The 24,236-nt window shown below is 69.8% G+C and carries 24 protein-coding genes; 21 read left to right on the forward strand and 3 right to left on the reverse strand.

What is annotated here, in order from left to right:
- The first annotated feature begins 260 nt into the window (after window positions 1–260).
- From VGC13_RS08460 to VGC13_RS08510, 11 genes are all read left to right on the forward strand, one after another.
- Window positions 261–1,028: an oxygenase MpaB family protein gene (locus VGC13_RS08460; protein WP_331124799.1), complete on the forward strand. Its 768-nt coding sequence runs from the start codon at window positions 261–263 to the stop codon at window positions 1,026–1,028.
- 160 nt (window positions 1,029–1,188) lie between these two features.
- Window positions 1,189–3,327, forward strand: a complete 2,139-nt coding sequence (locus tag VGC13_RS08465; RefSeq protein WP_331124800.1) for an ATP-binding protein — start codon at window positions 1,189–1,191, stop codon at window positions 3,325–3,327.
- Window positions 3,328–4,461: 1,134 nt separating this feature from the next.
- Window positions 4,462–5,250, forward strand: a complete 789-nt coding sequence (locus VGC13_RS08470) for a hypothetical protein (protein WP_331124801.1) — start codon at window positions 4,462–4,464, stop codon at window positions 5,248–5,250.
- Window positions 5,251–5,564: 314 nt separating this feature from the next.
- On the forward strand, window positions 5,565–6,626 hold the full coding sequence (locus tag VGC13_RS08475; RefSeq protein WP_331124802.1) for a 6-bladed beta-propeller: 1,062 nt from the start codon (window positions 5,565–5,567) through the stop codon (window positions 6,624–6,626).
- A complete protein-coding gene (locus VGC13_RS08480) occupies window positions 6,623–7,177 on the forward strand; it encodes a hypothetical protein (protein ID WP_331124803.1) in 555 nt (184 codons plus the stop codon). The genes VGC13_RS08475 and VGC13_RS08480 overlap by 4 nt, the downstream gene beginning before the upstream one ends.
- A gap of 17 nt (window positions 7,178–7,194) precedes the next feature.
- A complete protein-coding gene (locus VGC13_RS08485) occupies window positions 7,195–7,371 on the forward strand; it encodes a hypothetical protein (protein WP_331124804.1) in 177 nt (58 codons plus the stop codon).
- Window positions 7,372–7,734: 363 nt separating this feature from the next.
- Entirely contained in the window at window positions 7,735–8,487 is a 753-nt protein-coding gene (locus VGC13_RS08490) for an alpha/beta hydrolase (RefSeq protein ID WP_331124805.1), read from the forward strand.
- A 257-nt stretch (window positions 8,488–8,744) separates the two neighbouring features.
- The gene (locus tag VGC13_RS08495; RefSeq protein WP_331124806.1) at window positions 8,745–9,302 is read left to right on the forward strand and encodes a YqhA family protein; all 558 of its coding nucleotides are present in this window, start codon (window positions 8,745–8,747) and stop codon (window positions 9,300–9,302) included.
- A 37-nt stretch (window positions 9,303–9,339) separates the two neighbouring features.
- Complete coding sequence (locus VGC13_RS08500; protein ID WP_331124807.1) at window positions 9,340–9,903, forward strand: dienelactone hydrolase family protein; 564 nt, start codon at window positions 9,340–9,342, stop codon at window positions 9,901–9,903.
- Between the two features lie 87 nt (window positions 9,904–9,990).
- A complete protein-coding gene (locus VGC13_RS08505; protein WP_331124808.1) occupies window positions 9,991–10,422 on the forward strand; it encodes an NUDIX domain-containing protein in 432 nt (143 codons plus the stop codon).
- 146 nt (window positions 10,423–10,568) lie between these two features.
- Complete coding sequence (locus tag VGC13_RS08510; RefSeq protein ID WP_331124809.1) at window positions 10,569–10,907, forward strand: Dabb family protein; 339 nt, start codon at window positions 10,569–10,571, stop codon at window positions 10,905–10,907.
- A 219-nt stretch (window positions 10,908–11,126) separates the two neighbouring features.
- On the opposite strand, the gene VGC13_RS08515 is transcribed toward VGC13_RS08510, so the two are convergent.
- On the reverse strand, window positions 11,127–12,023 hold the full coding sequence (locus VGC13_RS08515; protein ID WP_331124810.1) for a hypothetical protein: 897 nt from the start codon (window positions 12,021–12,023) through the stop codon (window positions 11,127–11,129).
- 309 nt (window positions 12,024–12,332) lie between these two features.
- On the opposite strand from VGC13_RS08515, the gene VGC13_RS08520 reads away from it, so the two are divergent.
- Window positions 12,333–12,926, forward strand: coding sequence for a hypothetical protein (locus VGC13_RS08520; protein WP_331124811.1), 594 nt, complete (start codon window positions 12,333–12,335; stop codon window positions 12,924–12,926).
- A 104-nt stretch (window positions 12,927–13,030) separates the two neighbouring features.
- Window positions 13,031–13,438 carry a hypothetical protein gene (locus tag VGC13_RS08525; protein ID WP_331124812.1) on the forward strand — a complete coding sequence of 136 codons (408 nt, stop codon included), beginning with the start codon at window positions 13,031–13,033 and terminating at the stop codon, window positions 13,436–13,438.
- A gap of 98 nt (window positions 13,439–13,536) precedes the next feature.
- On the opposite strand, the gene VGC13_RS08530 is transcribed toward VGC13_RS08525, so the two are convergent.
- Window positions 13,537–14,250 (reverse strand): hypothetical protein, encoded by a 714-nt coding sequence (locus VGC13_RS08530; protein WP_331124813.1) that lies wholly within the window; start codon window positions 14,248–14,250, stop codon window positions 13,537–13,539.
- Window positions 14,251–14,674: 424 nt separating this feature from the next.
- Between VGC13_RS08530 and VGC13_RS08535 the strand changes: the two genes are divergently transcribed.
- From VGC13_RS08535 to bla, 5 genes are all read left to right on the forward strand, one after another.
- On the forward strand, window positions 14,675–16,546 hold the full coding sequence (locus VGC13_RS08535; protein WP_331124814.1) for a jacalin-like lectin: 1,872 nt from the start codon (window positions 14,675–14,677) through the stop codon (window positions 16,544–16,546).
- A gap of 263 nt (window positions 16,547–16,809) precedes the next feature.
- Complete coding sequence (locus VGC13_RS08540) at window positions 16,810–18,000, forward strand: NAD(P)/FAD-dependent oxidoreductase (RefSeq protein ID WP_331124815.1); 1,191 nt, start codon at window positions 16,810–16,812, stop codon at window positions 17,998–18,000.
- Window positions 18,001–18,331: 331 nt separating this feature from the next.
- Entirely contained in the window at window positions 18,332–18,892 is a 561-nt protein-coding gene (locus tag VGC13_RS08545) for a hypothetical protein (protein ID WP_331124816.1), read from the forward strand.
- Between the two features lie 18 nt (window positions 18,893–18,910).
- The gene (locus tag VGC13_RS08550) at window positions 18,911–19,477 is read left to right on the forward strand and encodes a hypothetical protein (protein ID WP_331124817.1); all 567 of its coding nucleotides are present in this window, start codon (window positions 18,911–18,913) and stop codon (window positions 19,475–19,477) included.
- Window positions 19,478–19,549: 72 nt separating this feature from the next.
- Window positions 19,550–20,464 carry a subclass B3 metallo-beta-lactamase gene (bla, locus tag VGC13_RS08555; RefSeq protein WP_331124818.1) on the forward strand — a complete coding sequence of 305 codons (915 nt, stop codon included), beginning with the start codon at window positions 19,550–19,552 and terminating at the stop codon, window positions 20,462–20,464.
- A gap of 316 nt (window positions 20,465–20,780) precedes the next feature.
- Here bla and VGC13_RS08560 read toward each other — a convergent pair whose 3' ends face one another.
- On the reverse strand, window positions 20,781–21,266 hold the full coding sequence (locus VGC13_RS08560; RefSeq protein ID WP_331124819.1) for a hypothetical protein: 486 nt from the start codon (window positions 21,264–21,266) through the stop codon (window positions 20,781–20,783).
- Between the two features lie 627 nt (window positions 21,267–21,893).
- On the opposite strand from VGC13_RS08560, the gene VGC13_RS08565 reads away from it, so the two are divergent.
- From VGC13_RS08565 to VGC13_RS08575, 3 genes are all read left to right on the forward strand, one after another.
- On the forward strand, window positions 21,894–22,511 hold the full coding sequence (locus VGC13_RS08565; RefSeq protein ID WP_331124820.1) for an ATP-dependent Clp protease proteolytic subunit: 618 nt from the start codon (window positions 21,894–21,896) through the stop codon (window positions 22,509–22,511).
- 175 nt (window positions 22,512–22,686) lie between these two features.
- Window positions 22,687–23,190 carry a hypothetical protein gene (locus tag VGC13_RS08570; RefSeq protein WP_331124821.1) on the forward strand — a complete coding sequence of 168 codons (504 nt, stop codon included), beginning with the start codon at window positions 22,687–22,689 and terminating at the stop codon, window positions 23,188–23,190.
- Complete coding sequence (locus tag VGC13_RS08575) at window positions 23,187–23,924, forward strand: hypothetical protein (RefSeq protein WP_331124822.1); 738 nt, start codon at window positions 23,187–23,189, stop codon at window positions 23,922–23,924. Before VGC13_RS08570 ends, VGC13_RS08575 begins: the two co-directional genes overlap by 4 nt.
- Window positions 23,925–24,236: the final 312 nt, after the last annotated feature.

Here is a 24,236-nt window from a genome sequence, read left to right on the forward strand (position 1 = left end):
TCGACAAGCTCGGTGCGCGGCTGTGCCCGCGCGGATTGCGAAGCGCCCGCCGGAGGTTGGGAATCGGCCAGTCGCGGCGACAAGGTAGCGGTGCACAGGCCGAACCCTCCGGCTCGATCAACGGGACGCAGGGGCCAATACGGTGAGCGTATGCATGCGGACGATCTCTCGGTTCATCAGGGTGGTGCCGCGGTGTTTTCCTTCTGGACGTGCTGGCAAGCGGGGGTGCAGTGGCTGATTTCGTGGATCGAGGTTCCATCGTGCGGAGGATCTGGGGAGACGGAGACATGGTGCTCCTGGTCTTTGCCGGCTCCGCCGCCGAGTTCGCGCTCAATCGCGCGGTCGACTGGCTGTTCTTTACCGGAAAGTTGCCCGCCGATCCCATCGGCCGGCTGTTCTCCACGGCGGGCTATGCGCAGGGGATCGTCTTTGCCGATGCGGCGACGGCCGCGCGCACGCTGGCGCGCATCCGCGCGGTGCACCAGGCGGTCGAGCGCGAGCGCGGCGAGCAGATCCCGGACTGGGCCCACCGCGACGTGCTCTACATGCTCATCGACTACTCCGAGCGAGCCCACGAGACGTTCGCGCGGCCGCTGACGCCAGACGAGCGGCACGAGCTGTACGACGTCTTCCGCCGGGTGGGCACCGGCCTGGGGATTCCCGACCTCCCGCCGACGTACGCCGAGTGGAGCATCGATCGCGAGCGCCACCTGCGCCGCGACCTGGTGCACGGCGGGGGCACCGGCGCGCTGTACGACCAGTACCGCAAGCACCTTGGGCCCTGGCGCTATCACCTCCTTTTGTGGCTGCAGTCCATCCTGACGCCGGAGCACGTGCGCGTCCTGCTGCGGCTGGAGCGTGCGGCGTGGCTGCGCCCTCTGGTTCGCCTCTACCCTGTCCTGGTCCGCGCCGGGTTGCGCTCGATCATCCAGCGGCTGCTGATGCCGTCCGCGCACCTTCCCGCCATACGGGCCCTGGATCACCTGCAGGCAGGGCCCTCCCGGGCCGCGCGGCTCGCGGGCGCGTGACGCGGGCCCGGCTGCCCGGCGCGCGTTCCGCCGCCGCCCTGGCCGGATGCGGATCATCCTGAAGGTCGTCCACGGGGGAACGCGGCTGCGGAATTGCGAAGGATGACGTGCGCGCCGCGCCGGCGGCACCCCCTGGTTCCGGGACCCGATAGCCTCTCGCATGGACAAGCCCCCCGTGGATGAAGGCACGGCCCGGCCCGGTGACATCCTCCCGTCCCATAGCCTGATCTCGGCCCTTCCGGGGCTCTTCCTGATCCTGCGCGCCGATGCGCCGCGCTACACCATCGTTGCCGCGAGCGACGCGTACCTGCGCGCCACGCGGTCCACCCGCGACGGACCGCGGGGAATCGTGGGCCGCGGCATCTTCGAGGCGTTTCCCGATCCGCCCGAGCAGCCGGACGCGACGGGCGAGCAGAACGTCCGTGCCTCGATCGAGCGTGCCATCGCGACCCGCGCGCCGGACCCCATGCCCGTGCAGCACTACCCGGTCCCGCTCCCCGACGGCACGTTCGAAGAGCACCACTGGAGCCCCATTCATACGCCGGTCCTGGACCCCGGCTCCGGCCGCGTGACGCACGTCATCCAGCGCGTGGAGGACGTCACGGAGCAGGTGCGGCTGCAGGCGTCGCTGGAACAGCTTACCGGCGAGCACGCCGACAGCGAGCGGGCACGCGGGATGGCGCTGGACGCCGTCGCCGAGCTGACCCGGGAGCGCGCCGCGCTGACCCGGGCCAACGAGATGCTCCAGGAGCAGGCGGCGGAGCTCGAGATGCAGACCGAGGCCCTGCTCGAGAGCGAGGCGAAGTACCGGTCGCTCTTCGAGAGCATCGACGAGGGGTTCTTCATCGCCGAGGTGCTGTACGACGCGGACGGCCGCGCGGTGGACTACCGGTACCTGGAGGCGAACCCCGCCCTCGCGGAGCACACCGGCCTTCCGGACCCGGTCGGACGTACGGCGCGCGAGGTGGTGCCCCAGCTGGAGGACCACTGGGTGGAGACGGCGGGCAGGGTCGTGGCCACGGGGGAGCCCGCGCGGTTCGAATTCCCCGTCGCGGGGCTGGGCCGGTGGTTCGACGTCTTTGCGTTCCGGGTCGGCGCGCCCGGGGACCGGCGCATCGCCATGCTGTCTACCGACATCAGCGCCCGGCGCGCCATGGAACGGGAGCGCGAGACGCTCCTGGGCGAGCTTCAGGTGGAGCGGGCACGGCTGGAGGACGTGTTTCGCCAGGCGCCCACGTTCATCGCCGTGCTGCGCGGGCCGGAGCACGTCTTCGAGCTGGTGAACGACGCCTACTACCAGCTCGTGGGCCACCGGGAGCTGCTGGGCAAGCCCCTGTTCGAAGCCCTTCCCGAGGTGCGCGACCAGGGGTTCGGCGGGGTGCTCGACCACGTGCTGGCGACGGGCGAGCCTTCCGTGGGCCGGGAGGTCCCGCTGCTCGTGGAACGCCAGGCGGGCGCCGCGCTGGTGGAGCGGTTCATCGACCTTACCTACCTTCCGCTCATGGAGGTGGACGGGACGTGGTCCGGGGTCATCGCGCACGGCGCCGACGTGACCGAGCAGGTGCTGGCGAGGCGTGAGGTGGAGCGGGCCCGGGACGAGGCAGAGGCGGCGAACCGCGCCAAGAGCGAGTTCCTGGCGGTGATGAGCCACGAGCTGCGGACCCCGCTCAACGCCATCGGCGGCTACGCGGAGCTCATGGAGATGGGCATTCGAGGGCCCGTGACCCGCGCGCAGCTGGACGACCTGCGGAGGATCCAGCTGAGCCAGCGCCACCTGCTGGGGCTGATCAACGAGGTGCTGAACTACGCAAAGCTCGAGACCGGCACCGTCGTCTTCGACGTCGCCGACGTCCCCGTGCAGGAGGCGCTTTCCGCGGCGGAGCTGCTGGTGATGCCGCAGGCGCGCAGCAAGGGGCTGACGCTCGTCGTTCACTCCGCGCCGCCCGCGCTCGTGGTGCGCGCGGATGCGGAGAAGCTGCGCCAGGTCCTGGTGAACCTTGCGTCCAACGCCGTGAAGTTCACCGATGCGGGCGGCCGGATCGAGATCTCGTGCGCGCGCGACGGCGACCGCGCCCGCATCCAGATCCGCGACACGGGGATGGGGATTCCGCCGGACAAGCTGGACCTGATCTTCGATCCGTTCGTGCAGGTGCGCAGCGACCTGTCACGCCCCCACGAAGGAACGGGGCTGGGGCTGGCCATCAGCCGCGACCTGGCCGTTCGCATGGCGGGTGACCTGACCGTCGAGAGCTCGCCGGGCACGGGGAGCACGTTCACGCTGACCCTGCCGATGGCCTGATCTCTCCGCGCCGATCCCGCGGTGTGCGGGGCCTGCCGCGGCTGAAGCGTGCGGCGTGGCTGCGCCCCTGGTCCGATTCGATCCCGTCCTGGTCCGCGCCGGATTGCGCTCGATCATCCAGCGGCTGCTCATGCCGCCCGCGCACCTCCCCGCCATGCGGGCACTGGATCATCCCACCGCAATCCCCGCGGAGCCGCGCAGCTCCCCGTGATCGTGTGTTCAAGAATCCGACGCTGCACATCCAGGCAGATCTACCAGCACTGAGTCCGGTCTAAAAAGTCCGGAGCGGCGGCGGATGCCGCGGATTTGGGGGTCCTCCGCAGTATCCCCGCGTCGAGATCGTGCGTCTGAGCGCATCCTCCGAAGTCGACTTCTCCACACCTGTGTGGATCAAGCGGCATGGGCGACTTCTTGGACCGGACTCAGCACTGTCATTCCGAGGCCCGGCCATGCTGTAGCCTGCTTTCACACCAGAGGCTGCAGGGCCGAGGAATCTGCTGTCGGATTGCTGGAGGGCAGACGCGGTAGCCCGTGCTGAACTCGCGGCTACGACACGGGCGGACAGGGCCAGTGCCGGGGCGGTACGATGGGGCACCAGCAGCAGACAGTAGATTTCTCAGTCCGCGCGCAGGACTTCGTGCGAGCCGACAATGCGGTGTGGCGCCTCCTTCGAAATGACATACGGGCGCGAGCGCAGGGGATTCCTGAACCAGGGCACGCGCGAACGGCCCATCCAGCAGAAATACTACCGCAGCTGGGGCCGCCTGGGCTTCCGCGTGTCCCGGGGAGGCGCGCGATGACGATGCGGATCGAGACCGGGCGAGGGAACGGGATGCGGATGCGCCGCGCGGCGTCGGGATTTTGCGCGGCGGCGCTGGGGGGATGGATGACGGGATGCGCGCCGGCGATGCGCCCCGCCACGGTGCCCGTCTCCGCGCCGGTGACGGTGGCGGAGGCGTTCACGATGCCGCGCGACACGCTGGACAACATCGACTCGCCCGCGGTGTGGCACGGTCCGGATGGCCAGCACTGGCTGCTCTCCACGGCCAAGACGGGCGACATGATCGTGATCAGCGACGCGGCCACGGGGCGCACGCTGCGCCGCGCAGCGGGCCGGGGACGGGTCTGGGGCAGATGGAGCGGCCCAACGGCATCGCCGTCGTCGACGACCTGGCGTTCGTGGTGGAGCGCGACAACCACCGCGTGCAGGTGTTTCGCCTTCCCGGCTTCGACCCCGTGGGGACGTACGGCGCGGACGACCTGGCGCTGCCCTACGGCATCGCCGTGGTGCCGGACGGGGCGGGCGCATACACCACCTGGGTGACGGACCACTACGAGCAGGCGGACGAGAGCATTCCACCCGACGCCGAGCTGGGGCGCCGCGTGCGCCAGTACCGCGTGACGCTGGCGGACGGCGGCCTGCGCGCGGAGCCCGTGCGCGCGTTCGGCGCCACGGGCGGCGCGGGGACGCTCCGCGTGGTGGAGTCCATCGCCGCGGACCCGGCGAACGGCCGGCTGATCGTGGCGGAGGAGAACCCGGGCGAGTCGGCGCTCAAGGTGTACACGCTGGCCGGGCGCTTTGCGGGCCCGGTGATCCCGCCCGCGTTCTTTCCCTCGCAGGCGGAGGGGATCGCGCTGTACGCCTGCGGCGCGCGGGACGGCTACTGGATCGCGACGGACCAGAGCCACGAGGCCAACACCTTCCACGTGTTCGACCGCCGCACGCTGGCGCAACGCGGCTCGTTCCGCGGCCCCACGGTGCGCAACACGGACGGCGTGGCGCTCACGCAGGTGGGCTTCGGCCCGTTCCCCGCCGGCGCCTTCTACGCCGTGCACGACGACGGCAACGTCGCCGCCTTCTCCTGGTCCGCCATCGCCGATGCGCTGGGGCTGCGGAAGGACTGCACGCTCCCGGCGCGGTGATCCTGCGCGAGGCCAGCAGATGCGCGAAGGGGCGGGGGAGAATGTCTCCCTCCGCGCCCTTCCATTTCGCCGCCTTGATAAGGTGGCCCGCGCCTCAGCTGGTGTACAGGCGCGGCGCGGTCGAGGTGGTGCGGCGGCTCGCGCTCTGACCGAGATGAACGCGGCAGCCGTGGTGAAAGTCTTCCGTAGCCGCTGCGCGTTGCCAGGCGGAATCCACGATTTCCGCACCAGGAGAGACATTCCTTGCGCCATTGCCGGAGGGGGTTTACAATGGCCTGAAACGCACGCGTTGAATCTCCGCAAGCGGATCTCCCATGCAGCGGTTCCAGGCGTTTGCCTCGCTTGCCGCCCTGATCTCGGCGGCAGCCCTCGTTTCATGTGACGCGTCACGTTCCCGGACGAGCGTTCCGCTCGCCCCGGCCGCGTCGTTCTCCGAGGTGCTGCAGCCCGTTCGGACCCTCGTTCTGCAGACCCCGGCATCGTCGCCCATTGTACGCCTGTCCGGCGTGGACATCGCGGCCGATGGCAAGCTCGTGGTGACCGACGGGGCCGATGCGTCCGCCCACCTCTTCTCGGCCGACGGCCGCCTGCTGAAGGTCCTGGGCCGCAAGGGGTACGGCCCCGGCGAGTTCCAGATTCCGCTGTCACCGCGCTTTGGGCCAGACGGGCGCATTCACGTCCTGGACGTTCGCCAGAACCGCATCTCCGTCTTTCACCCCGATGGAAGCCTGGACCGCGAGGTACGGCTGCGCCACCTGATGCGGGTGACGGACATCGAACCCGAACGCGGCGGAACGTACCTGGTATCCGCCATCCGTACCGAGACGGACTCCAACACGCTTTTCCGGCTGGACCGGGACGGGCGCGTGATCCGCGGATTCCTGCCCATACGCCACCATGCGCCCGCCGGAATACGTGATCCAGGCGTGCTGGACGGCATGCGCCGCGCCGTTTTTTCACTCAGCGCGGATGGCGATTCCGCGTACGTCGCCCTTTCCACGGCCGATTCGCTCTGGACGCTCGACACGCGGACCGGCACCTACCGGGTCGCGCACGTGGCGGTGCGGGGCTACAAGCCGCCGGTCGCTCCACCGCCCGGAATGCTGAGCCTGCGCCAGGTGACGGAGTGGGTAAAGAGCTGGACCGAGGCGGCGGCGGTGATGTTCACCAGCGGAACGGTGGCAGTCCCGTTCGTGCGCGGCACTCACCTCCAGGGCGACTCGTCTACCGTGGCGGTACGCCGCCCCGACGGCACGTGGGCCAGCGTGGACGACCCCCCGCTTCTCGTCGGGGCCGGCCACGGGCACTTCGTCGGCGTGAAGGATCCTTTCGCGGACACGCTGGAGGTGGTCATCTACCACCCGCAACCGCGGTGAGCCCCCGTGCGGCCGTCGCGGCCACGCTGCTGCTTCTCAGCGCCTGTGGCAACACCGTACCGGAGCCCCGGTCCGGGCGGGCCTCGGAGCAGCAACGGGTCGAAGCACTCTCGGCCCAGGTCGTCCGCATGGGACGGCTGGACCTGCCGGGCACGCACTGCGGCCCACCTCCCGTGGCGGGCCGGAACGCGGTGGTCTTCGCGACCGCCGACCTGTGCCTGAGCTGTCTCGAGGCCGGTGCGCTGTTGCGTGACATCACCCGGCGGGGTGTCCCCGCGCCGGACCGCGCGGTGGTTACGCCCGCGGCACATTTGCGGGAGGTTTGCGATTATCTGCGGCGCGAGAAGGTGCGGTGGCGCGTGGTCGGGATCGCGGACGAAGATCTTCCCGCGGGTCGCGTTCCGCGCGGCATCGTCTACTTCGAGCTGGAGCCGGATGGCCGGATTCGCCGGCGCGAGCATGCGGCCACCCCGCTCGATCTGGCCGCGATCATCCTTCCCGGGCCCGGCGCACCCGCGCCGGCTCAACCCTCGCACCAGGACATGCAATGAGGCTCAACCGGAAAATCATGATTCGCGCCACCGCACTCGCGGCGATCGGGCTCGGTGCAGTGAGCACCGCGGACGCCCAGGTATGCCGGCACATCGGCAGGTGGACCCGCACCGCGGACGGCATCAGGTGCCTGGGCGACTACGTCTCGGGCGACTGCCTCTGGTACGACGACTGCCGGAAGAGCGTCGAATAGGACCGCCGGCAGGTCCGGGCGTTCGGAGGCGATGGTCGGCCCTCTCCCACATGCGGGGCCGAAGAGGGGCGCGGTCCGCACGGCGAACTGGTGTGCGTGACGGTCTACAAGCGCGGATCGGTCGAGGTGGTGTGGCGGCTCGCGGCGTGACCGAGGGATGAACACAGCAGCCGTGGCGAAGTCGCCACGGCTGCTGCGTCATATTTCTCAAGTCCGGGGCGACGCCGGTCCTGCTGCACGACGCGTTGGAGGCAAACCCCTTGCGGGCTTCCTCGGAATCGGCCTACTTGGGCAGCAGCTGCGCGGCGGCGATCACGCGGACACGTCATCGTTGCGAACGGCGGGACGTCCCGTGGCGGTATCGTGGACGATCGCGTTCGCGGCGTGGTTTTCACAACATTTACCCGCAGACCTGGCCTCCTGATGCTTCATCGCTGCTTGCACTCCCGGTGGCTCGGTGCCCTCCTCGTCGCTGGTGGACTCCTGCTGGCTGCCACGCCGGTCCCGGCGCAAGCAGGCGCAATCTGGGCCGACGTGCCGGCGCAGGTACGCCCGGATGCGCGGTACCTGATCTACCTGCACGGGCGAATCGTGGAGGAGAAGGGCCGCCGCCCCACGGACGAGCGCTTCGGTGTCTACGAGTATCCGCGGATCCTCGACACGCTCGCAGCCTCGGGAGCCGAGGTCATCTCGGAGCAGCGTCCGGGTGGAACGGACTTCCGCGCGTTCGGGGCTCATGTCGCGGACCAGGTGCGCCGGCTTGTGGCCGCGGGCGTGCCCGCCGAGCGGATTGCGGTGGTGGGGTTCTCCAAGGGCGGGGCCATCGCGATGATCGCCTCGGCGCTGCTCGACGATCCGCGCGTCACGTTTGTGTTCCTGGGCTCCTGCGGCGACTGGGTGCAGGGCCGCGACGACGTGGACGTACGCGGGCGGATTCTGTCGATCTACGAGGCCTCGGATGAGCTGGGGACCTCGTGCGAGCCCCTGTTTGCGCAGGCGGGCGACCCGGGCGAGCACCGGGAGATCCGCATCGACACGGGAGCCGGGCACGGTGCCTTCTTCCGCCCGCGTTCGGAGTGGCTCGATCCGCTGTTTCAATGGGTCGAGAGGCAGTAGACGGCCCCGGCGCGACCGCTGGACGGCCTGCGGCAGCCGTGGCGAAGCCGGGCGGGTTCCGCGTTGCTCCCGGCCCTGTGCCGGCAACGTGCCGCGGCTGGGGCGGGCGCCGCCCGGGGGGCGTGGTCCACATGGCGGGGGGCCGGGCTGCGGAGCCCTTTTTGTCTTTCCGCACCCCGCGCCCTTGCGAGCGCGGGTGAGACCGTCACCTTTGTGGCCGCGAACGCACCCACGTCTCATGCGGACCCCCGAATCAAATGAGCATCGAACGCCGCTTCGAAGCACTTCTCTGGAACAGCCGCCTCATCGTCCTGGTGGCCGTCGTGGCCAGCCTGGTCGTCGCGGGCGCGATGTTCTTCGTCGCGACCATCGACGTGATCGGGCTGGTGAGCCACCTGGGTGCGTACGCAGACTTCCACCTTGCCCCCGAGGCGCGCGCCGCGCTGCGCTCGTCGACGGTGACGCACGTGGTGGAGGTGGTGGACGGATACCTGCTCGCCGCGATCATGCTGATCTTTGCCCTGGGGCTGTACGAACTGTTCGTGAGCCGCATCGAGGTGGCGGAGGGCTCGGAGTTCGCCGCGCGGCTGCTCCTCATCCGCAGCATGGACGACCTGAAGAGCCGCCTGGCCAAGGTCGTCCTGCTCATCCTGGTGGTAAAGTTCTTCGAGTACGCCCTGCGGATCGAGATCAACACCTCGCTCGACCTGCTGTACCTGGGGCTGGGTACGCTCCTGGTTTCCGGTGCACTGTGGCTCAGCCACGGCAAGGACGACACGTCTCCGCATGCACCCGCGGACGAGACCGGCGCGTAGCCGCAGCACCAGGCACGTCGAACGGAGAGGTGGTGCAGTGGCCGATGTGATCGTGTTTCACCACGCCCAGGGTCTCACCCCGGGTGTCCTCGCCTTCGCCGATGAACTGCGGGCGGCGGGTCACCGGGTGAGCACGCCGGACCTCTACGAGGGCAGGACCTTCGAGACCCTGCAGGCCGGGATCGACCACGCGGAAGCAACCGGCTTCGACGTGATCATCGGGCGAGGCCACGCGGCCGTCGGCGACGTTCCGGCCGGAGCGATGTACGTCGGCTTCTCGCTGGGGGTGATGCCCGCACAGCACCTCGCGCAGACGCGCACGGGGGCAGGGGGAGCGGTGCTCGTCAGCGCCTGCGTGCCTCCTGGGCATTTCGGACCGTGGCGGGAAGGCGTCCGGCTGCAGATCCACGTCCAGGAAGAGGATGAACTCGGCGACGTGGACGTCGCGCGTGAGGTTTCCGGCGCGGTCCCGGCGGCGGAGCTGTTCCTGTACCCGGGTGGCCGGCATCTCTTCGCCGACCGGAGTCTGGACGACTACGACCCGGCCGCCGCGGCGCTGTTCACCCAACGCGTGCTTGCGTTTCTCGGCGATGTCCCGTAGCGGCCTGGGAACACGCTTGCGCAGTCCCCAAATTCCGCTCTGCTGAGCCAGCCGTCAGCGGCAATCAATCGTGAAATTCCCACGCTCGTGACCCTACGCGACACGCGGCTCCAGGCGGCCATCGTCCGGGACGGCCGGCTGCTGCTGGTGCAGTGCACGCCGCCGGGCGAGCCGCCGTTCTGGGTGCTGCCCGGCGGCGGGCGCGAGGCGGGGGAGAGCGACGCCCAGGCCGTCGCGCGCGAGGTGCGCGGGGAACTGGGGGTGATGGTGGACGTGGGCGCCGTGCTGGACGACGTGCCGGCCGACCCGCCGGACGGCACGTATACGCGCTGGCGGACCTTCGCGTGCCGCCTGCTGGGCGGCGAGCCGGTGGCCTGCGGGACAGACGGAGGGGCGGAGCTCACGGCCGTGCGCTGGCTGCCGCTCGCGGAGCGCGACGAATGGGATGCCGCGCTGCGAAGCGACCCGTTCCTGTGTCCGCAGCTCGAGCGGATTCGCGCGGTGCTGGGGCTGTCCTGACTCGCTCGTGTTTCGCGGGTGCGGACGAAGCGTTGGGCTTCTTTCTGGCGGGAGAGCGTTCAGCCCGGCCTTTCGCCCGGCTGCCGACAAGATGGATGGTACGAACAAGGCTGCTTTTTCACTCCACCACGATCCAGGAGGCGACAATGAAGAAGGTGCGTCACATCGTGATCTTCAAGTATGCGGCGGCGGCGACCGCCGAGCAGATCCAACAGGTGACGGATGCGCTCGCGGCCCTGACAAGGAAGATCCCGGGCATCAGATCCTTTGAGCACGGCGTAAACAACAGCCCGGAAGGAAAGAACCTGGGCTTCACGCACGTCTACCAGTTCACCTTCGAAAACGCGGCCGCGCGCGATATCTACGTTTCCCATCCCGAGCACCAGAAGTTCCAGCAGTTTCTTGCGCATTCCGGCATCTTCGAAGATGCGTTCGTGGTGGACTATCAAGTCGCTCTCGCGATTGACGTGCGGCACGTTGGCTGAAGCCCTGCGCCACTGAAGCTTTTCCTTCGGCCGATGGCAGCAGGCGCAGTGGGATGCCTCAGCGTGTGTTTGACTTTCCGAGTTCCTGACGCGAGCGCCTGACTTCCTGAGAGGAGAAGCCGGTCATCTCGTCTTCTCCGTGTCGATCCCGGAGCCGGGGAAACAACACCTTCAGGAGTACAGAGGAACAGAGTCAGACAGAGGAGCCAGGATGATCTTTCAGCTCGTTTTCTCTGTCTGACTCTGTTCCTCTGTACGATGATTCTTTTTCTGGTATGCGGATGAGATGAGCTCGGAGGTGATGGTGTACTCGGTCACCTGTACCGCGGCCTCCGTGGCGTACGCGGACCGGGACTGCTCCCGCACACCCGACCCGCTGCGGCGGACGAACCGCCCCGTCCGCGGGGCGAAGTAGATGCGGCCCCGCTCCGTCTGGTACGTCGATGCCCCGGCCGGCGGATAGTACGGCATTCCCGGGTCGTATCGCATGGTCTGGCGGCCGCGGAGCTGGCTCCGGGTCAGCAGCTCGTACTCCGCCACGATCACCCGCTCCCCGCCGATCGCGTCGCTGCCCACCACGCGGTAGTGCACCGTCCGCGTCTGCGTTCCCGTCCAGTCCTTGTCCGACAGGTCCCGCGTGGAGGACTCGTCCCACTGGCGCCCGCGCGACAGGGGACCGCCCGGCAGCCGGGGAAAGAAGTCCCGGAGCTGGTCCGCCACGCCCGGCCGTGTCCGCGGCAGCTCGGGCGGGGCGGCGATGCTTTCGATCCCCCGTGGACCCATGCGCAGCGTGAACGGCGGCTCCCGCGGATCCGCCTCGGTGGCGGGCCTCCCGGTCCGCGGCGGCTCGATCCACACCTGCGCCTGGTCCCCGTCCGTGAAGCGGATGGCCAGGCGGACGTCGTGCACGGCGCGGGAGGCTTCGCCGTCCGGCGCGGGCATGCCCATCCCGATGCGGGAGGACGACCGGGACACCTCGCGGTAGTGCAGCGTCTGCCCGGGCGTACGGGCATACGCCGCCTCCTGCTCCAGCGGCGAGGGCCCCCGGGCCGGAGCACACGCCGCCACTGCCGCCGCGAGAAGGAGCACGGGCGCCGGAGAAAGGGAGAGGCGCATGATGAGGATGTCCGCGAGCTGGACGACGTGAGATGGCGCGGAGAGGTCCGCCGCCGTCCATGGATGGCGCGCCGCCGCTCCGCACGCAAGAGCACGCGTCCTGGATGAGGGTGGATGGATGGCGCGGCGTCGCGTCCGCGGGCGCCGGCGCGGCCGGCCGAGGGAGGCGGGAGGATGGCGAGAAGGAGGCTGCCCGCCGCGCCATCTTCCGCCGGCTGCCCCAAGGGAGCAGATTGTCGCGTTCGCCGCAGCCTCCCCATCCCACTCCCGGACCCCGCGGTCATGTCAGAGGCCCAATCGCCTGCCTGGATGCAGGCACTGCTGCCGTACGCCGAACGGACGGACTACCGGGTGCCGCTCAAGGTGCCCGTGCACATGCCCAGCGGCCGGATGATCACGGACGTGGCCGGCGTCTACCTGCGCCTGCCGCGCTGGGAGGGCCCTCCGTTCACCGACGACTTCGGCAAGAAGGCGGCGGGGATGGTGGAGCTGGACGGCGAGCACACGTTCGCCGAGCTGGCGGTGCTGCGGCTGCTGGAGCGCGAGGGGTGGAGCGGGCGGTGGGTGAACACCTACAGCGCCAAGGGTGAGGTGTGGAAGTACCTTACCCGCTGGGACGACGTGCCCCGCGCCGAGCAGCGGAACCGCGTCATCGAAGACGAGGATCCACGCGTCGTGCTCGCCGGGGTCGCGCGGCGGGCCAAGAAGCGCTACGCCGGGTGCTGGGACGTGTACGCCTGGCGCGGCGGCGACTTCGCCTTTCTGCAGACCAAACGCGGCGCGCCGACGGCCAAGGCCGAGCTGGGCGCCGCCCAGGCGGAGTGGCTGCACACGGCCCTGCTCTTCGGAGACCAGCGGATCAAGCTGGATTCCTTCGCCGTCGTGCACTGGGACTACCGCTGACCCGCCGGGCGTGTCCCGGATGAGCCGGATGCTCGTCCCCCTTCTCGTCCCCATCGCTCGATTCAACGATGTACTCGGTATCGATCGGAGATGTGCGCCTGCCCGTGCCCGTCGACAGGCTGCGCTACGTGGAGCGGCTGCCCGGCTGGGCCTGCACCTGGCCGTACGGCGAGCGCGAGATCGAGCTGCGGATCAGCGGGAATGAGGGATCGCCGGATAGGCGGGCGGGCGCGCTCGCGGAGCTCATCCTCCCTCACCTCGAGGCGCTGGAGGCAGCCGCGGACGCCTACCTGCGCTCATTCTTCACACATAGGGGCGAGTTCGGCGGGCCCTGGACGCTCCAGAAGCTGCGGCTGGGGATGCCGGCTCCCTGGCATGGGGCTGCGACGGAGTTCGACGTGATGCTCGCAAACCGAGGTGACGACTACGGGGAGTGGGGTGTGGGCTTTCGCCGGCACTCCATCCCCCGGAACCAGGTGGCTGCCGAATCCCTCTTCCGGCGGCAGTGGTAGCGTTCGCAACCGGCGATTCGGTCCGCCGCGTCCGCCACGCCGCTCCGCATTCCGCCGGTGGTTCCTGCTGGGGGGGCGGGGGACCGATGGGATGGGATTCAGCAGGGGCCGGGTGGGGCGAACGCCAGCAATCCGCCCTGGTACACTTCGTGGACCTCGGCGATGGGGCGGTTGTCGCGGCCCAGCAGGACCGCGCGGTGCTCGAAGAGCGCGTCGGGAATGGCGAGCGGGCCCGCGCTCAAGCACGGGGGCGCGGGGTGGGGAGAACGCTCCCACCCCTCCGGCAGCGGCGACCAGAGGAGCCGGGCCGCGAACGTCTGGCGATACGGTTCCAGCGGCGCCACCACGCGCCCGAACGGCGTGTCGCCCGTTTCCAGCGCGTGGTTCATCTCCGGCGTCAGCCGCCCGGGGAGGTACCAGTTTTCGGCCTCCGAGAGAACCTGGCCGCCGCAGCGAAGGCGCACGCGGCGGTACCGCACCACCTCGCCGGAGTCCGCGCGCAGCCGCTGTCGCTGTTCCGCGGACGGCGCGACCGGCTCGCCGCCCAGCACCTCCGCCACCACCCGCGGCTCGGCGGCCAGGGCGTGTTCGCGGCACCACTTCTCCAGCGTGGCGGTGGCGCTGCGGCTGGCCAGGATCTCGGCGTTCAGCCCCTGGACGAGCGCCAGCGCCTGGGTGCGGGGGAGCAGCGCGTCGGGCCACGCGGGCGCGCGCTGGGCCTGCACGGGTGCCGCGAGAAGCACGGCGGCCATGGCCAGCGCCCGCCATAGCGGCGAAACGGGGCTGGGCAGATGGAAACGGATGAGGCGCACGCGTTCAGTCCGTCAGGGAAGGGAAGCAGGGACGGACGAACAGTAGGTCTTTCGAACCGGCGAGGGAAGCCGGCCGGCAGCCACGGGAATCCCCGCATCCGCCCGGATGGCGGGGATTTTTGTATCGTTCGCGCATGCGGGCGATGGTTGACGCCGCCGCGGCGAGCAGGGCGGGGCGTTGGCGAGGCGGGAGCGAAGGTCGGGTCAGCGGGGTTGTATCGAGAAATTGCAACTCGTGAACGCAATGGGGCGCCGCCTTGTTGCACCGGGACGCAGGTGCGTTCGCGCGCCGCTGCGCGTAAGTGCATAAACCTCAAACAGATGCAGAAAGTGAGGCGGCTGCGCGGCATTCTGGCGTGCCCGTTGCCCCTGTCCGGGGCCGTCCGCCGTACAGTTCTTCCTCCATCTTCAGGAGCACACCACAATGAGCGAGCCGAACGTCAACGCATGGATCTTCCTCCTGGAAGACGAACCGTCGGGCACCAGCTACAAGACGCCGGGCAGCTGCTATCAGAATCTGATCGATTACGGCGTGTACAACAGCACCGACATGGTGAGCATCTGCTGGGTGGGCATCGTCCCCACCAGCGCCACCACCATCCCCGCCGGAACGGGCGCTGACTTCACGGTGCAGCTGCAGTCGGGCACGCACCCCGACGGATCCACCAACCAGCAGTACATGGACTGGCTGATCCAGGACGCGCGGGCGGTCAATCCCAACATCAAGCTGCAGGTGATGCTGGGGTACGGCGCCACCGACATCACCCAGATCTTCGCCGGCCCGGAGAGCGGATGGCAGCAGGCGGCCACCGGCTTCGCCAACAACCTGGTGGCGTACCTGCAGCACTACGGCCTGGACGGCTTTGACGTGGACTGGGAGTCGCCGCTCTCCGACAACGGCACGCCGCAGCAGTTCGAGCTGCTGTTCACGGCCATCCGGCAGGCGTTCAACGCCACGGGCAAGCAGTACTACCTCACGCTTTCGCCCGCCGCGGTGGGCACGCTGGACGCCGGCACCGTCAACAGCTCGTTCGACTTCGTGAACCTGCAGCTGTACTCCGGCTTCACCTGTCCGGGCGAGTTCCTGGCCGCCGGCGTGAACCAGGACCTGCTTGCGTACGGCGCCAAGTTCGAGCCCAACAGCGGGGTTCCGTACCAGACGGCGCAGCAGGCGGCGGCCTTCTACGCCCCGTACTGCCCCGACCAGCTGCAGTACAGCGTCTTCACCACCTGGCGCCTGAACTCCGGCAACTTCCAGTACGAGCAGGCCCAGCAGATGATCCTGCACCAGCTGGTGAACGGAACTCCGGGGCAGTCGTTCGATGACACGAGCATCGTGGGCGCCGCCGGCAACCCGCCCATCTCGCAGCTGGTGGTGCAGGCGGGAGAGGTGCTGGATGCCATCCAGGCCACCAGCACGGGGAGCTCAGCGGCGAATGCCGGGTCATACCAGCTGCCGCAGCACGGCGGCAACGGCGGCGGCGCCAGCACCATCAGCATCGCGTCCGACGATCCCATCGTCACGGTGTCGGGCTACACGGGGAACTGGTTCGGATGGCAGTGCGTGCTGCAGATCACGCTGACCACGCAGAGCGGCGTGGTACATGGTCCGTTCGGCACCATGGCCAATTCGTCGTCCCAGACGCCGTTCAGCTACACGGCGCCGCAGGGCGAGTCGGTCGTGGCGTTCCGCGGCTCCACGGTGCACGTGCCCCTGGCCGGCGGCGGCAGCACGGACATCATCGCCACCCTGCAGCCGGTCTTCGGCGCCACCGCGGGGTCGCCGTTCTTCGACGACACCAGCGTCATCGCCGAGGCCGGCAACCCGCCCATCTCGCAGCTGGTGGTGCGCTCGGGAGAGGTGCTGGACGCCATCCAGGCCACCAACACGGGGGCGAACGGCGTTGTGTACGAGCTGCCGCAGCACGGCGGCAACGGCGGCGTCGCCCAGACCATCAACGTGGCGGCCGGCGATTCCATCGTCACGGTGTCGGGCTACACCGGCGTCTGGTACGGGTGGAACTGCGTGCCGCAGATCACGCTGACCACGCAGAGCGGCACGGTCTACGGCCCGTACGGCACCATGGGCGGCGTCGACTACTCGACCCCGTTCAGCTACACGGCGCCGCAGGGCGAGTCGATCGTGGCGTTCCGCGGCTCCACGGTGCACGTGCCCCTGGCCGGCGGCGGCAGCACGGACATCATCGCCACCCTGCAGCCGGTCTTCGGCGCGGCGCCGGCGGCGGCCGCGACGGCGCAGGCCGAATCCTCCGCCGGAGTGCTGGCCGGCGTGTAAACGCCGCGGGGCAGACGAGGCGCGAAGAACCCCTCTCCCACGACAGCGTGGGAGAGGGGTTTCACGTCATCATCATGACCGCGTGCTCCCGCGCGCAGACGCACGCCCCAGTAGAGCGCCGTTCGGCAGCGGACCCCTTGCGTAAGGTTGCTTTGTATCGTAAAGTACTTCGTAGTGTGGAAGCTTACGGCTCGAACTCCTGGATCAACCATGCGTAACCTGTCGAAGACCGATCCCGCTGGCGTCTCGCCCGGCGCACGCCGATGAGCGCGCACGTGGACGTGCTGGTGGTGGGCGCGGGGCTGGCGGGGCTGGAGTGCGCGCGCCGCCTGGGCGAGGCGGGCGCGCGGGTGATGCTGGCCGACCGCAAGCCCGCGGTGGACCACGCGGTGCACACCACCGGCATCTTCGTGCGGCGGACGCTGGAGAGCTTCGACCTGCCGGACGACTGCCTGGGGCCGCCGGTGCGGCGCGTGGCGCTCTACTCGCCGCGCGGGCGGTCGCTGGTGCTGGAGAGCCCGCACGACGAGTACCGCGTGGGCCACATGGGACCGCTCTACCGCCGCGGCCTGGACGCGTGCCTCCGCGCCGGCGTGCAGTGGGCGCCGTCCACCAGCCTCGCCTCGCTGCAGCCGGACGAGACGGGCTCCACGGCGACGCTGGAGCGCGCGGGGCGGCGGGAGCGGCTGCACGCACGCTTCGTCATCGGCGCGGACGGCGCGGTGTCGCGGGTGGCGCCCGCGCTGGGGCTGGACGAGAACCGCGAGTGGATCGTGGGGGTGGAGGAGGTGTTCCGCGGCGTGCAGACGGGGTACGCGCCCGCGTTCCACTGCTGGATCGACCCCGAGGTGGCGCCCGGCTACATTGCCTGGGTGGTGGACGACGGCGAAGAGGTGCACGTGGGCGTGGGCGGGTACGCCTCGCGCTTCAAGCCGGCGGAGGCGCTGCGCCGCTTTCACGCGCGCGTGGCGCCGCGCTTCGGGCTGGCGGGCGCGGCGGCGAGCGAGCGGCGTGGCGGACGCATCCCCGTGGGCGGGGTGCTGCCGCGCATTGCCTGCGCGCGCGGGCTGCTGACGGGCGACGCGGCCGGCGCGGTGTCGCCGCTCACGGCGGGCGGGCTGGACCCGTGCCTTCGCCTCTCGGCGCTGGCCGCGGAGGTGGCGGAGGATTTCCTGGCCACGGGCCGCGAATCCGCGCTGGCGCCGTACGACGGTGCCGCCCTGCGCGCCCGCTTCCGCACCCGCCTTCTCATCCGCCGGGTGCTGGCGGCGGTGCGCTCGCCCGCCGCGGCCGAGCTGGCCGTCGCGGCGCTCCGCCTTCCCCCGTTCCGCGCCGCCGCGCACAAGGTGTTCTTCGGCCGCGGATCGTTCCCCGACGTCGCGCGGGGCAGGGGAGTCCCCCGGCGGGCGGCGGGTGCCGGGCTCGCGGCCGCGCTCACTGGATCCGGATCATGATGCCAGATCCTGAAAAAGATAATCGTACAGAGGAACAGAGTCAGACAGAGAAGGCGAGCTGCAATAGCGTCGGTTCCTCTGTCTGACTCTGTTCCTCTGTACCCATCAAGGTGTTGTTTTCCCGGATTCGGGATGATGATGAGAGCAGCGGAACCGGCACGGGAAAACTCTGTGGACTCTGCTGACTCTGTGTGAGGATCAGTCGTTGGACGAGTGGCACGATCCAACCCTTGTGTGCATCCTCTTTGTGTTGTAAAGTACTTCACGGCGCGGGTGTCGGGTTGCCTGCGCGAAATCGTCCGGACACGAATCGGCGGTCGGAGAGGGCGTGATGAAGAAGTGGCTGAGACGCATCCGTGGTGCGGTGGGGATGGGGCTGACCTGGGCGCTGGTGTGGGCGCCGGTCGCCGTCCTGATCGGGCTGATCGTGGATCCGGACGGGTCCACGGACGAGATGTGGCCGGCGATCGGGGCGTATCCCGGCTTTCTGGGCGGTGTGGTCTTCTCCGTGGTGCTGGCGGTCGCGGCGCGCCGCCGCAGGCTCGAGGAGCTGTCGCTTGGGCGGGTCGCCCTCTGGGGCGCGGCCGCGGGCCTGCTGGTGGGCGTGCTTCCGTTTACCATCGGCGAGCCGACGACCGACGTACCGCTGTGGCTGCTGGCGTCCCTCGTAATCGGCACCATCACGCTGCTGAGCGCGGTGTCGGCCGCCGGTTCGCTGGCGCTGGCCAGGAGGGCGGAGAAGCGGGCATTGCCCGACGGCGGAGCGGACGTGGCCGGGGTGGGCGCCGGCATCGGCTCCCGCACGATGATCGGCCGCCAGCGTCTGGGCGACGTGGCGGGTGCGGACTCCAGGGCGGCGGCCGCGACGGCCGTGCACCCTTCATCGAGGTAACTCTTCAGGAGGTGGCATATGGACGCTGACAACATCATCCGGCGCCTGCGCGCCGCGGTGGGGAACGCCGTGGTGTGGGGGGCGGGCTGGTCTGCCCTGGGATTCGCGGCGTTCACCGTGCTGAAGGTCGCCGGCGCCCTTCCCGCGTCGGCGCACTGGCTCGACGCAATCCTGCTCGCCGGGCGGTTCGGCATCGTGGGCGGCGTCGCGGGGGCGGCCTTCTCCGGCTTCATCGGGGTGCTGTACCGCGGGCGGCGTCTGTCCGACCTGGGCGCGGTGCGCTTCGGGGTGGCGGGGGCGGTCCTGGCGGGGCTGTTCGTGCCGGTGTTCTTCCAGGCGATGAACGTTCTTACGGGCGATGGAATGGTGCCGATGGGGCTCGTGCTGGACGACGTTCCCTGGGCGGCGCTGTTCGGCGGCGTGGCGGCCGGCGTTTCGCTCAAGCTTGCCCAGCGCGCGGCCCCCCTGCTCTCCGGCGGAAGCCAGGATCAGCCCGGCATCCTGGGGAGCGGAAGTCCGTTCGCCTGGGCGGGAGATCGGGATCATCCGCGACACACCGCTCCCGCCCGGCGCGGCGATGTCTGACGGCAGCGGGCATCCGCCCCTCGCGGATGTCCGCCTCGCCGGGCACCTCACTGCGGCACGGGGAAAGCGGAGATGAGCGAGAGCGCCGGAGCGGCGGGACGGACGCCTCGGCGCCTCATCTGGCGGCGCGTGCGGCTGATCGCGCTGGCACTCGCCGCCGCCCTGTTCGTGGTGCTCTTCGGCAGGTGGCGCGAGGCCAGCAACCGCGGGGGGCAGCTGCCGGCGGAGCCGTTCCGCATCGCCGGAAACCTGTACTACGTGGGCGCCAACGACGTCGCGGCCTTTCTGATCACCGGGCCCCAGGGCCACGTCCTCATCGACGGCGGCTATCCCGGCACCCCGCCGCTGATCATGGCCAGCATCGCGAAGCTGGGCTTCGACATCCGGGACGTCGAAGTGCTCCTGAACTCGGAGCCGCACAGCGACCACGCGGGCGGGCTGGCGGAGCTGCAGAAGGCGTCCGGGGCCCGGCTGTGGGCCAGCGAGGCGAGCGCGGACGCCATCGCCGCCGGCGGCGACGATCCCGACATCCTTTTGCCGCTGCGGCTTCTCTTCTGGACCGGGATCAGCGGCTACCCGCCCGCGCGCGTGGACCATCGCATCCGGGACGGCGACACGGTGCGCGTGGGTCCCATCGCGCTCACCGCGCACGTCACGGCCGGCCACACGCGCGGCTGCACCTCGTGGTCGTTCCCCGTCCGCGACGGTGGCCGCGTGCTGAACGTGGTGAGCGCCTGCAGCCTGATCGTGCTGGGAGCGGTGCGGTACCCGGAGCAGGCGGCCGACCTGGAGCGCAGCTTCCGCGTGCTGCGCAGCCTTCCCGCCGACGTGTGGGTGAGCTCGCACGCACGCCTGTGGGGGCGGTACCGCAAGTTCGTCGCGCGCGACACGGCCAGGAACCCGGTGGATCCGTTCATCGACCCCGCCGGCTACCGCGCCTACGTCGACAGCGCCGAGGCGCGCTTCCGCCGCGGCGTCGTGCAGTAGCGCCGCCGCTGAGGTTGTGGGTTAAGAATCCGACCCTGTACATCCAGTCAGATCTGCCAGCGCTGTCATTCCGAGGCCCGGCCACGCCGTAGCCTGCCTTCCCACCAGACGTTGCAGGGCCGAGGAATCTACTCTCGGATCTACTGGAGGGCAGACGCGGTAGCCCGTGCCTGCTTCGCGGCTACGACAGGGGCGGAGGGCCAGCGCCGGAGCGGTGCGACAGGGCGCCAGCGGCAGACAGTAGATTTCTCAGTCGGCGCGCCGGATTTCGGGCGAGCCGATGGTGCGGTGTGGCGTCTCCTTCGAAATGACAGTCTCAGAACCCGATGAAGGAGCCGATGGCAAGCATCCTCGCCTTGCCCCCTCCGTCGCTGATCCTCCAGTAGTAGCCGGCGGTAACTCCGGCGATGAAGCCCACGGCAATCTCCGGCCCGACGTACGACTGGTCCGCCCACACGCCGCCGTGATCGTCCCACGTCCGGATGTAGCTGAGCTGGGCTCGCCCTGTGCCAAACCCCACGGATGACCAGCCCAGCGAAACCCGCCCGCCGTCCTGGCCCACTTCCCCGATGAGCGTTGGACCGGAATAGCCGGCAGGGTGCTGCCGGCCCAGCATGACACCGCCGTAGAGCGAGAATCCAAGCGGAGCCCCGTAGCGCAGGCCGGGAAACGGGAGAAGCTTTCTTTTGCTCTCTGCATCGGCCGGTTCCGGCGCACCTTCCTCCGTGTCCTGTCCGTGAACGGGCGCGGCACTCAAGGCCAGGCCCAGGACGAGTGCCCAGCGAAGGAGACGAGATGTCATGGTCTGGTCCTGTTTGCGTGGAAGGGCGAACGGTGGTCTCATCATGGGGCGTGGCGCTGCGCCCGGACATCCGCCGCAACGTATGTCCGGCCCTCCGCCCCCTGCAAGCAGTGTCGGGAGATGTCATTTCAGCGTCGGCTGATGATCCGGGGCGCTGCCGCGCACCTCGAACGTAGAGGTGGCGGATGGTTCGCAAGATCGCGCATCAGGTGGTGCGTACGGCCTGTTCTGGTGCGCTACGGAGAACATCGGATGATCCGCATCCCTCCCCCAAAAATTTCTCATGGCACCCTGCCGCAACTCCATCCCTCTCCCGTTCCCGATCGTCCACGCCGGCTCGTGCCTCGTCGACCAGAGCGCCATGCCTCCGCTCACCACAGCGTTTCAGACGGTGAGCGCAGCGGAAACGGCACGAGAAAACTCTGTTGACTCTGCTGACTCTGTGTGAGACCTTTTTCTTTTGACGCGCGGCGGTCTGGTTTTCGCGACACATTCCAATCGGGGCCGTGGGTCGCGCGCGTGGTGCCCGCCCCGGCGCGCCAGGGCCCGGCCCTTTCGCCGGGGGCGGCAGACTGCTACCCTACGGCGATCAAAAGGCGGCGCCAGACCATCAGGGAGATACCGGGGATGAGGAACCAGGAAGAGCACGACGAGGACGACGAGAAGGAGCCGGGTGCAAACCAGACTCCTCCCAACGCGTTGACGGATACCATCCGCGACCGCCTGTTCAAGTCGCGGACGCTCATCATCAGCGGCGGGATCGACCAGCAGCTCGTCTCCAACGTCATCGGCCAGCTGCTGGCCATGTCGGCCGAGAGCGACAAGCCCATCAACATCTTCGTCAACTCGCAGGGCGGGCACGTCGAGAGTGGCGACACCATCCACGACGTCATCCGCTTCATCAAGCCGCGCGTGCGGATGATCGGCACGGGGTGGGTGGCCAGCGCCGGCGCGCTGATCTACGTGGCGGCGCCCCTCGAGGACCGCTACGCCCTGCCCAACACGCGCTTTCTGCTGCACCAGCCGGCCGGCGGCGCGGGCGGCACGGCGGCCGACATCGCCATCGAGGCGCAGGAGATCATCCGCATGCGCGGACGCATCAACCGCATCTTCGCGCGCGAGACGGGGCAGTCGCTGGAGCGCATCGAGCACGACACCCACCGCAACTTCTGGCTGGACCTGCAGACGGCCAAGGAATACGGCTTGGTGGGCAAGATCATCGAAAGCATCGACGACCTGGACTGACCCGTCCGCCGGTGCACGCTGGATGAAGGGCGCGGACGTCTGTGGTCCGCGCCCTTCGCGTTCGGGCAGGGAAGTAGGGGACAGGTTACAGCGGGATGTCGCCGCCGCCGGCTCGATGCGTGGCCGCGGGCTGCGTCGACACGGATCATTCGGAATCTCACCGTAGCCATCATCCATGGACGCGCTCCGCCGACTGCTGCTTCGCCACCGGGAACCGTTGCGGCGCGCGTGCGGGGGGTGCGCGGTGGCGGTGCCGCTGGGGTTCGCGGCGGGGGCGCTGGTGGTGGATGGATGGGCGGCGCGCCGCTTTCTGCTGCTGTACGTGGCGCCGTTCTTCGTCGCGCTTTTCGTCTGGGCGCGTATCCGGCTGGGGCGGATGCGGGAGGACCGGACCGCCGCGCTGCTGGTCGATGCGGCCGCCGTCGCCCTGGGGGCCGTGCGCTTCGCCGGGCCGTTCGTCCCGTTCAGCGGCCACATGCTGTTCTTTGCCTACTCCGCGCTGACCACGCGGTCCGCGCCGTACCTGCTGCTCGCCCTCGTGCTGGCGGCGGAGACGACGTGGTTCAAGCTGGTCCTGTGGCGCGACCCGTACTCATGGGGGCTGGGGATCGTTGTGGGCGTGGCGCTCGCGGCTGCACGCATCCTCATCCACCGCACCGCCCTGACGACCGTACGATGACCTTCGACCAGTTCGAGCGCCGCGCGCGGCAGATCTTCGACGCCATTCCGCCGGAGCTGCGGGGCGGGGTGGAGTACGTGGCCGTCTCCGAAGAGGCGGTGCCGCACCCGGAGCTTCCCGAGGTCTACACGCTTGGCGAGTGCGCCACGGGCGAGCTGGACCTGGGCTTCGACATGCCCGACGAGATGCGCTCCGGCGTGCACCTGTACTACGGCTCGTTCGCGGCGCTCTCCCGCATCGATCCGGAGTTCGACTGGGAGGCCGAGCTGCACGAGACGGTGATGCACGAGGTGCGGCACCACCGCGAGTCGACCGCGGGCGAGGACGCGCTGGAGGACTTCGACTACGCGGCGGACGAGAACTTCAAGCGCCGCGAGGGATTGGCCTTCGATCCGCTGTTCTACCGCTCCGGCGAGCCGCGCGACGACGGCGGGTGGGAGGTGGACGGCGACGTGTTCGTGGAGCAGGTGCTGGACCTGGCGCAGTTCGGGCGGCTGGAGGAGGTGCAGGCCCAGATCGATGGCCGCCGCGTGACGCTGCCGCGGCCCGAGGCGCTGGGGGACGTGGCGTTCATGTACCTGGAGGAGTTCGGCGCCGGGGCGGGCGAGACGGCCGTGGTCCTGGTGCGCCGCCGCGGCTTCGGCGAGTCGCTGCGCGGCCTGTTCCGCCGAGACGAGCCCGAGGTGCTGGAGTGGTCGGTGGAGCCGGAGGACTGGTTTGTCGAGGAGGGGTAGGCGGCGGCTGGTAATTTGCCGGGAGAAAGGGATCGCACTGCGTCCGCGGGGCGCCCCCTCCGCTCGCTTAGGCTCGCACCTCCCCCAAAACTGCTGGGGGAGGTTGGTTGATGGGGCAGGGGCGGTGCGCTTCGGCTGAGGCGGGCGCGAGATGGTGGGCGCCCCCCTCCCCGGCCCTCCCTTGCAAACTGCGCGGGGGAGGGTGACGCGTACGGAATCTCCGGTGCGCTCCGGGGGGGGGGGCGGATGCGAGCACAGCCTGTCGAAGCGGGATCGAATTCTCCCCTTTCTCCCGCTCCGCGGGGGAGAGGG

This window comes from Longimicrobium sp., from assembly GCF_036399255.1.
In the GTDB taxonomy this organism is placed as follows: Bacteria; Gemmatimonadota; Gemmatimonadetes; order Longimicrobiales; family Longimicrobiaceae; genus Longimicrobium.

Bases quoted from the DNA above. Each gene is read 5' to 3' on its own strand.
- VGC13_RS08465 (WP_331124800.1), top strand. From the start codon at position 1,189: ATGGACAAGCCCCCCGTGGATGAAGGCACGGCCCGGCCCGGTGACATC.
- VGC13_RS08470 (WP_331124801.1), top strand. From the start codon at position 4,462: ATGGAGCGGCCCAACGGCATCGCCGTCGTCGACGACCTGGCGTTCGTG.
- VGC13_RS08475 (WP_331124802.1), top strand. From the start codon at position 5,565: ATGCAGCGGTTCCAGGCGTTTGCCTCGCTTGCCGCCCTGATCTCGGCG.
- VGC13_RS08485 (WP_331124804.1), top strand. From the start codon at position 7,195: ATGATTCGCGCCACCGCACTCGCGGCGATCGGGCTCGGTGCAGTGAGC.
- VGC13_RS08495 (WP_331124806.1), top strand. From the start codon at position 8,745: ATGAGCATCGAACGCCGCTTCGAAGCACTTCTCTGGAACAGCCGCCTC.
- VGC13_RS08510 (WP_331124809.1), top strand. From the start codon at position 10,569: ATGAAGAAGGTGCGTCACATCGTGATCTTCAAGTATGCGGCGGCGGCG.
- VGC13_RS08515 (WP_331124810.1), bottom strand. From the start codon at position 12,023: ATGCGCCTCTCCCTTTCTCCGGCGCCCGTGCTCCTTCTCGCGGCGGCA.
- VGC13_RS08520 (WP_331124811.1), top strand. From the start codon at position 12,333: ATGCAGGCACTGCTGCCGTACGCCGAACGGACGGACTACCGGGTGCCG.
- VGC13_RS08535 (WP_331124814.1), top strand. From the start codon at position 14,675: ATGAGCGAGCCGAACGTCAACGCATGGATCTTCCTCCTGGAAGACGAA.
- VGC13_RS08540 (WP_331124815.1), top strand. From the start codon at position 16,810: ATGAGCGCGCACGTGGACGTGCTGGTGGTGGGCGCGGGGCTGGCGGGG.
- VGC13_RS08545 (WP_331124816.1), top strand. From the start codon at position 18,332: ATGAAGAAGTGGCTGAGACGCATCCGTGGTGCGGTGGGGATGGGGCTG.
- VGC13_RS08550 (WP_331124817.1), top strand. From the start codon at position 18,911: ATGGACGCTGACAACATCATCCGGCGCCTGCGCGCCGCGGTGGGGAAC.
- bla (WP_331124818.1), top strand. From the start codon at position 19,550: ATGAGCGAGAGCGCCGGAGCGGCGGGACGGACGCCTCGGCGCCTCATC.
- VGC13_RS08560 (WP_331124819.1), bottom strand. From the start codon at position 21,266: ATGACATCTCGTCTCCTTCGCTGGGCACTCGTCCTGGGCCTGGCCTTG.
- VGC13_RS08565 (WP_331124820.1), top strand. From the start codon at position 21,894: ATGAGGAACCAGGAAGAGCACGACGAGGACGACGAGAAGGAGCCGGGT.
- VGC13_RS08570 (WP_331124821.1), top strand. From the start codon at position 22,687: ATGGACGCGCTCCGCCGACTGCTGCTTCGCCACCGGGAACCGTTGCGG.
- VGC13_RS08575 (WP_331124822.1), top strand. From the start codon at position 23,187: ATGACCTTCGACCAGTTCGAGCGCCGCGCGCGGCAGATCTTCGACGCC.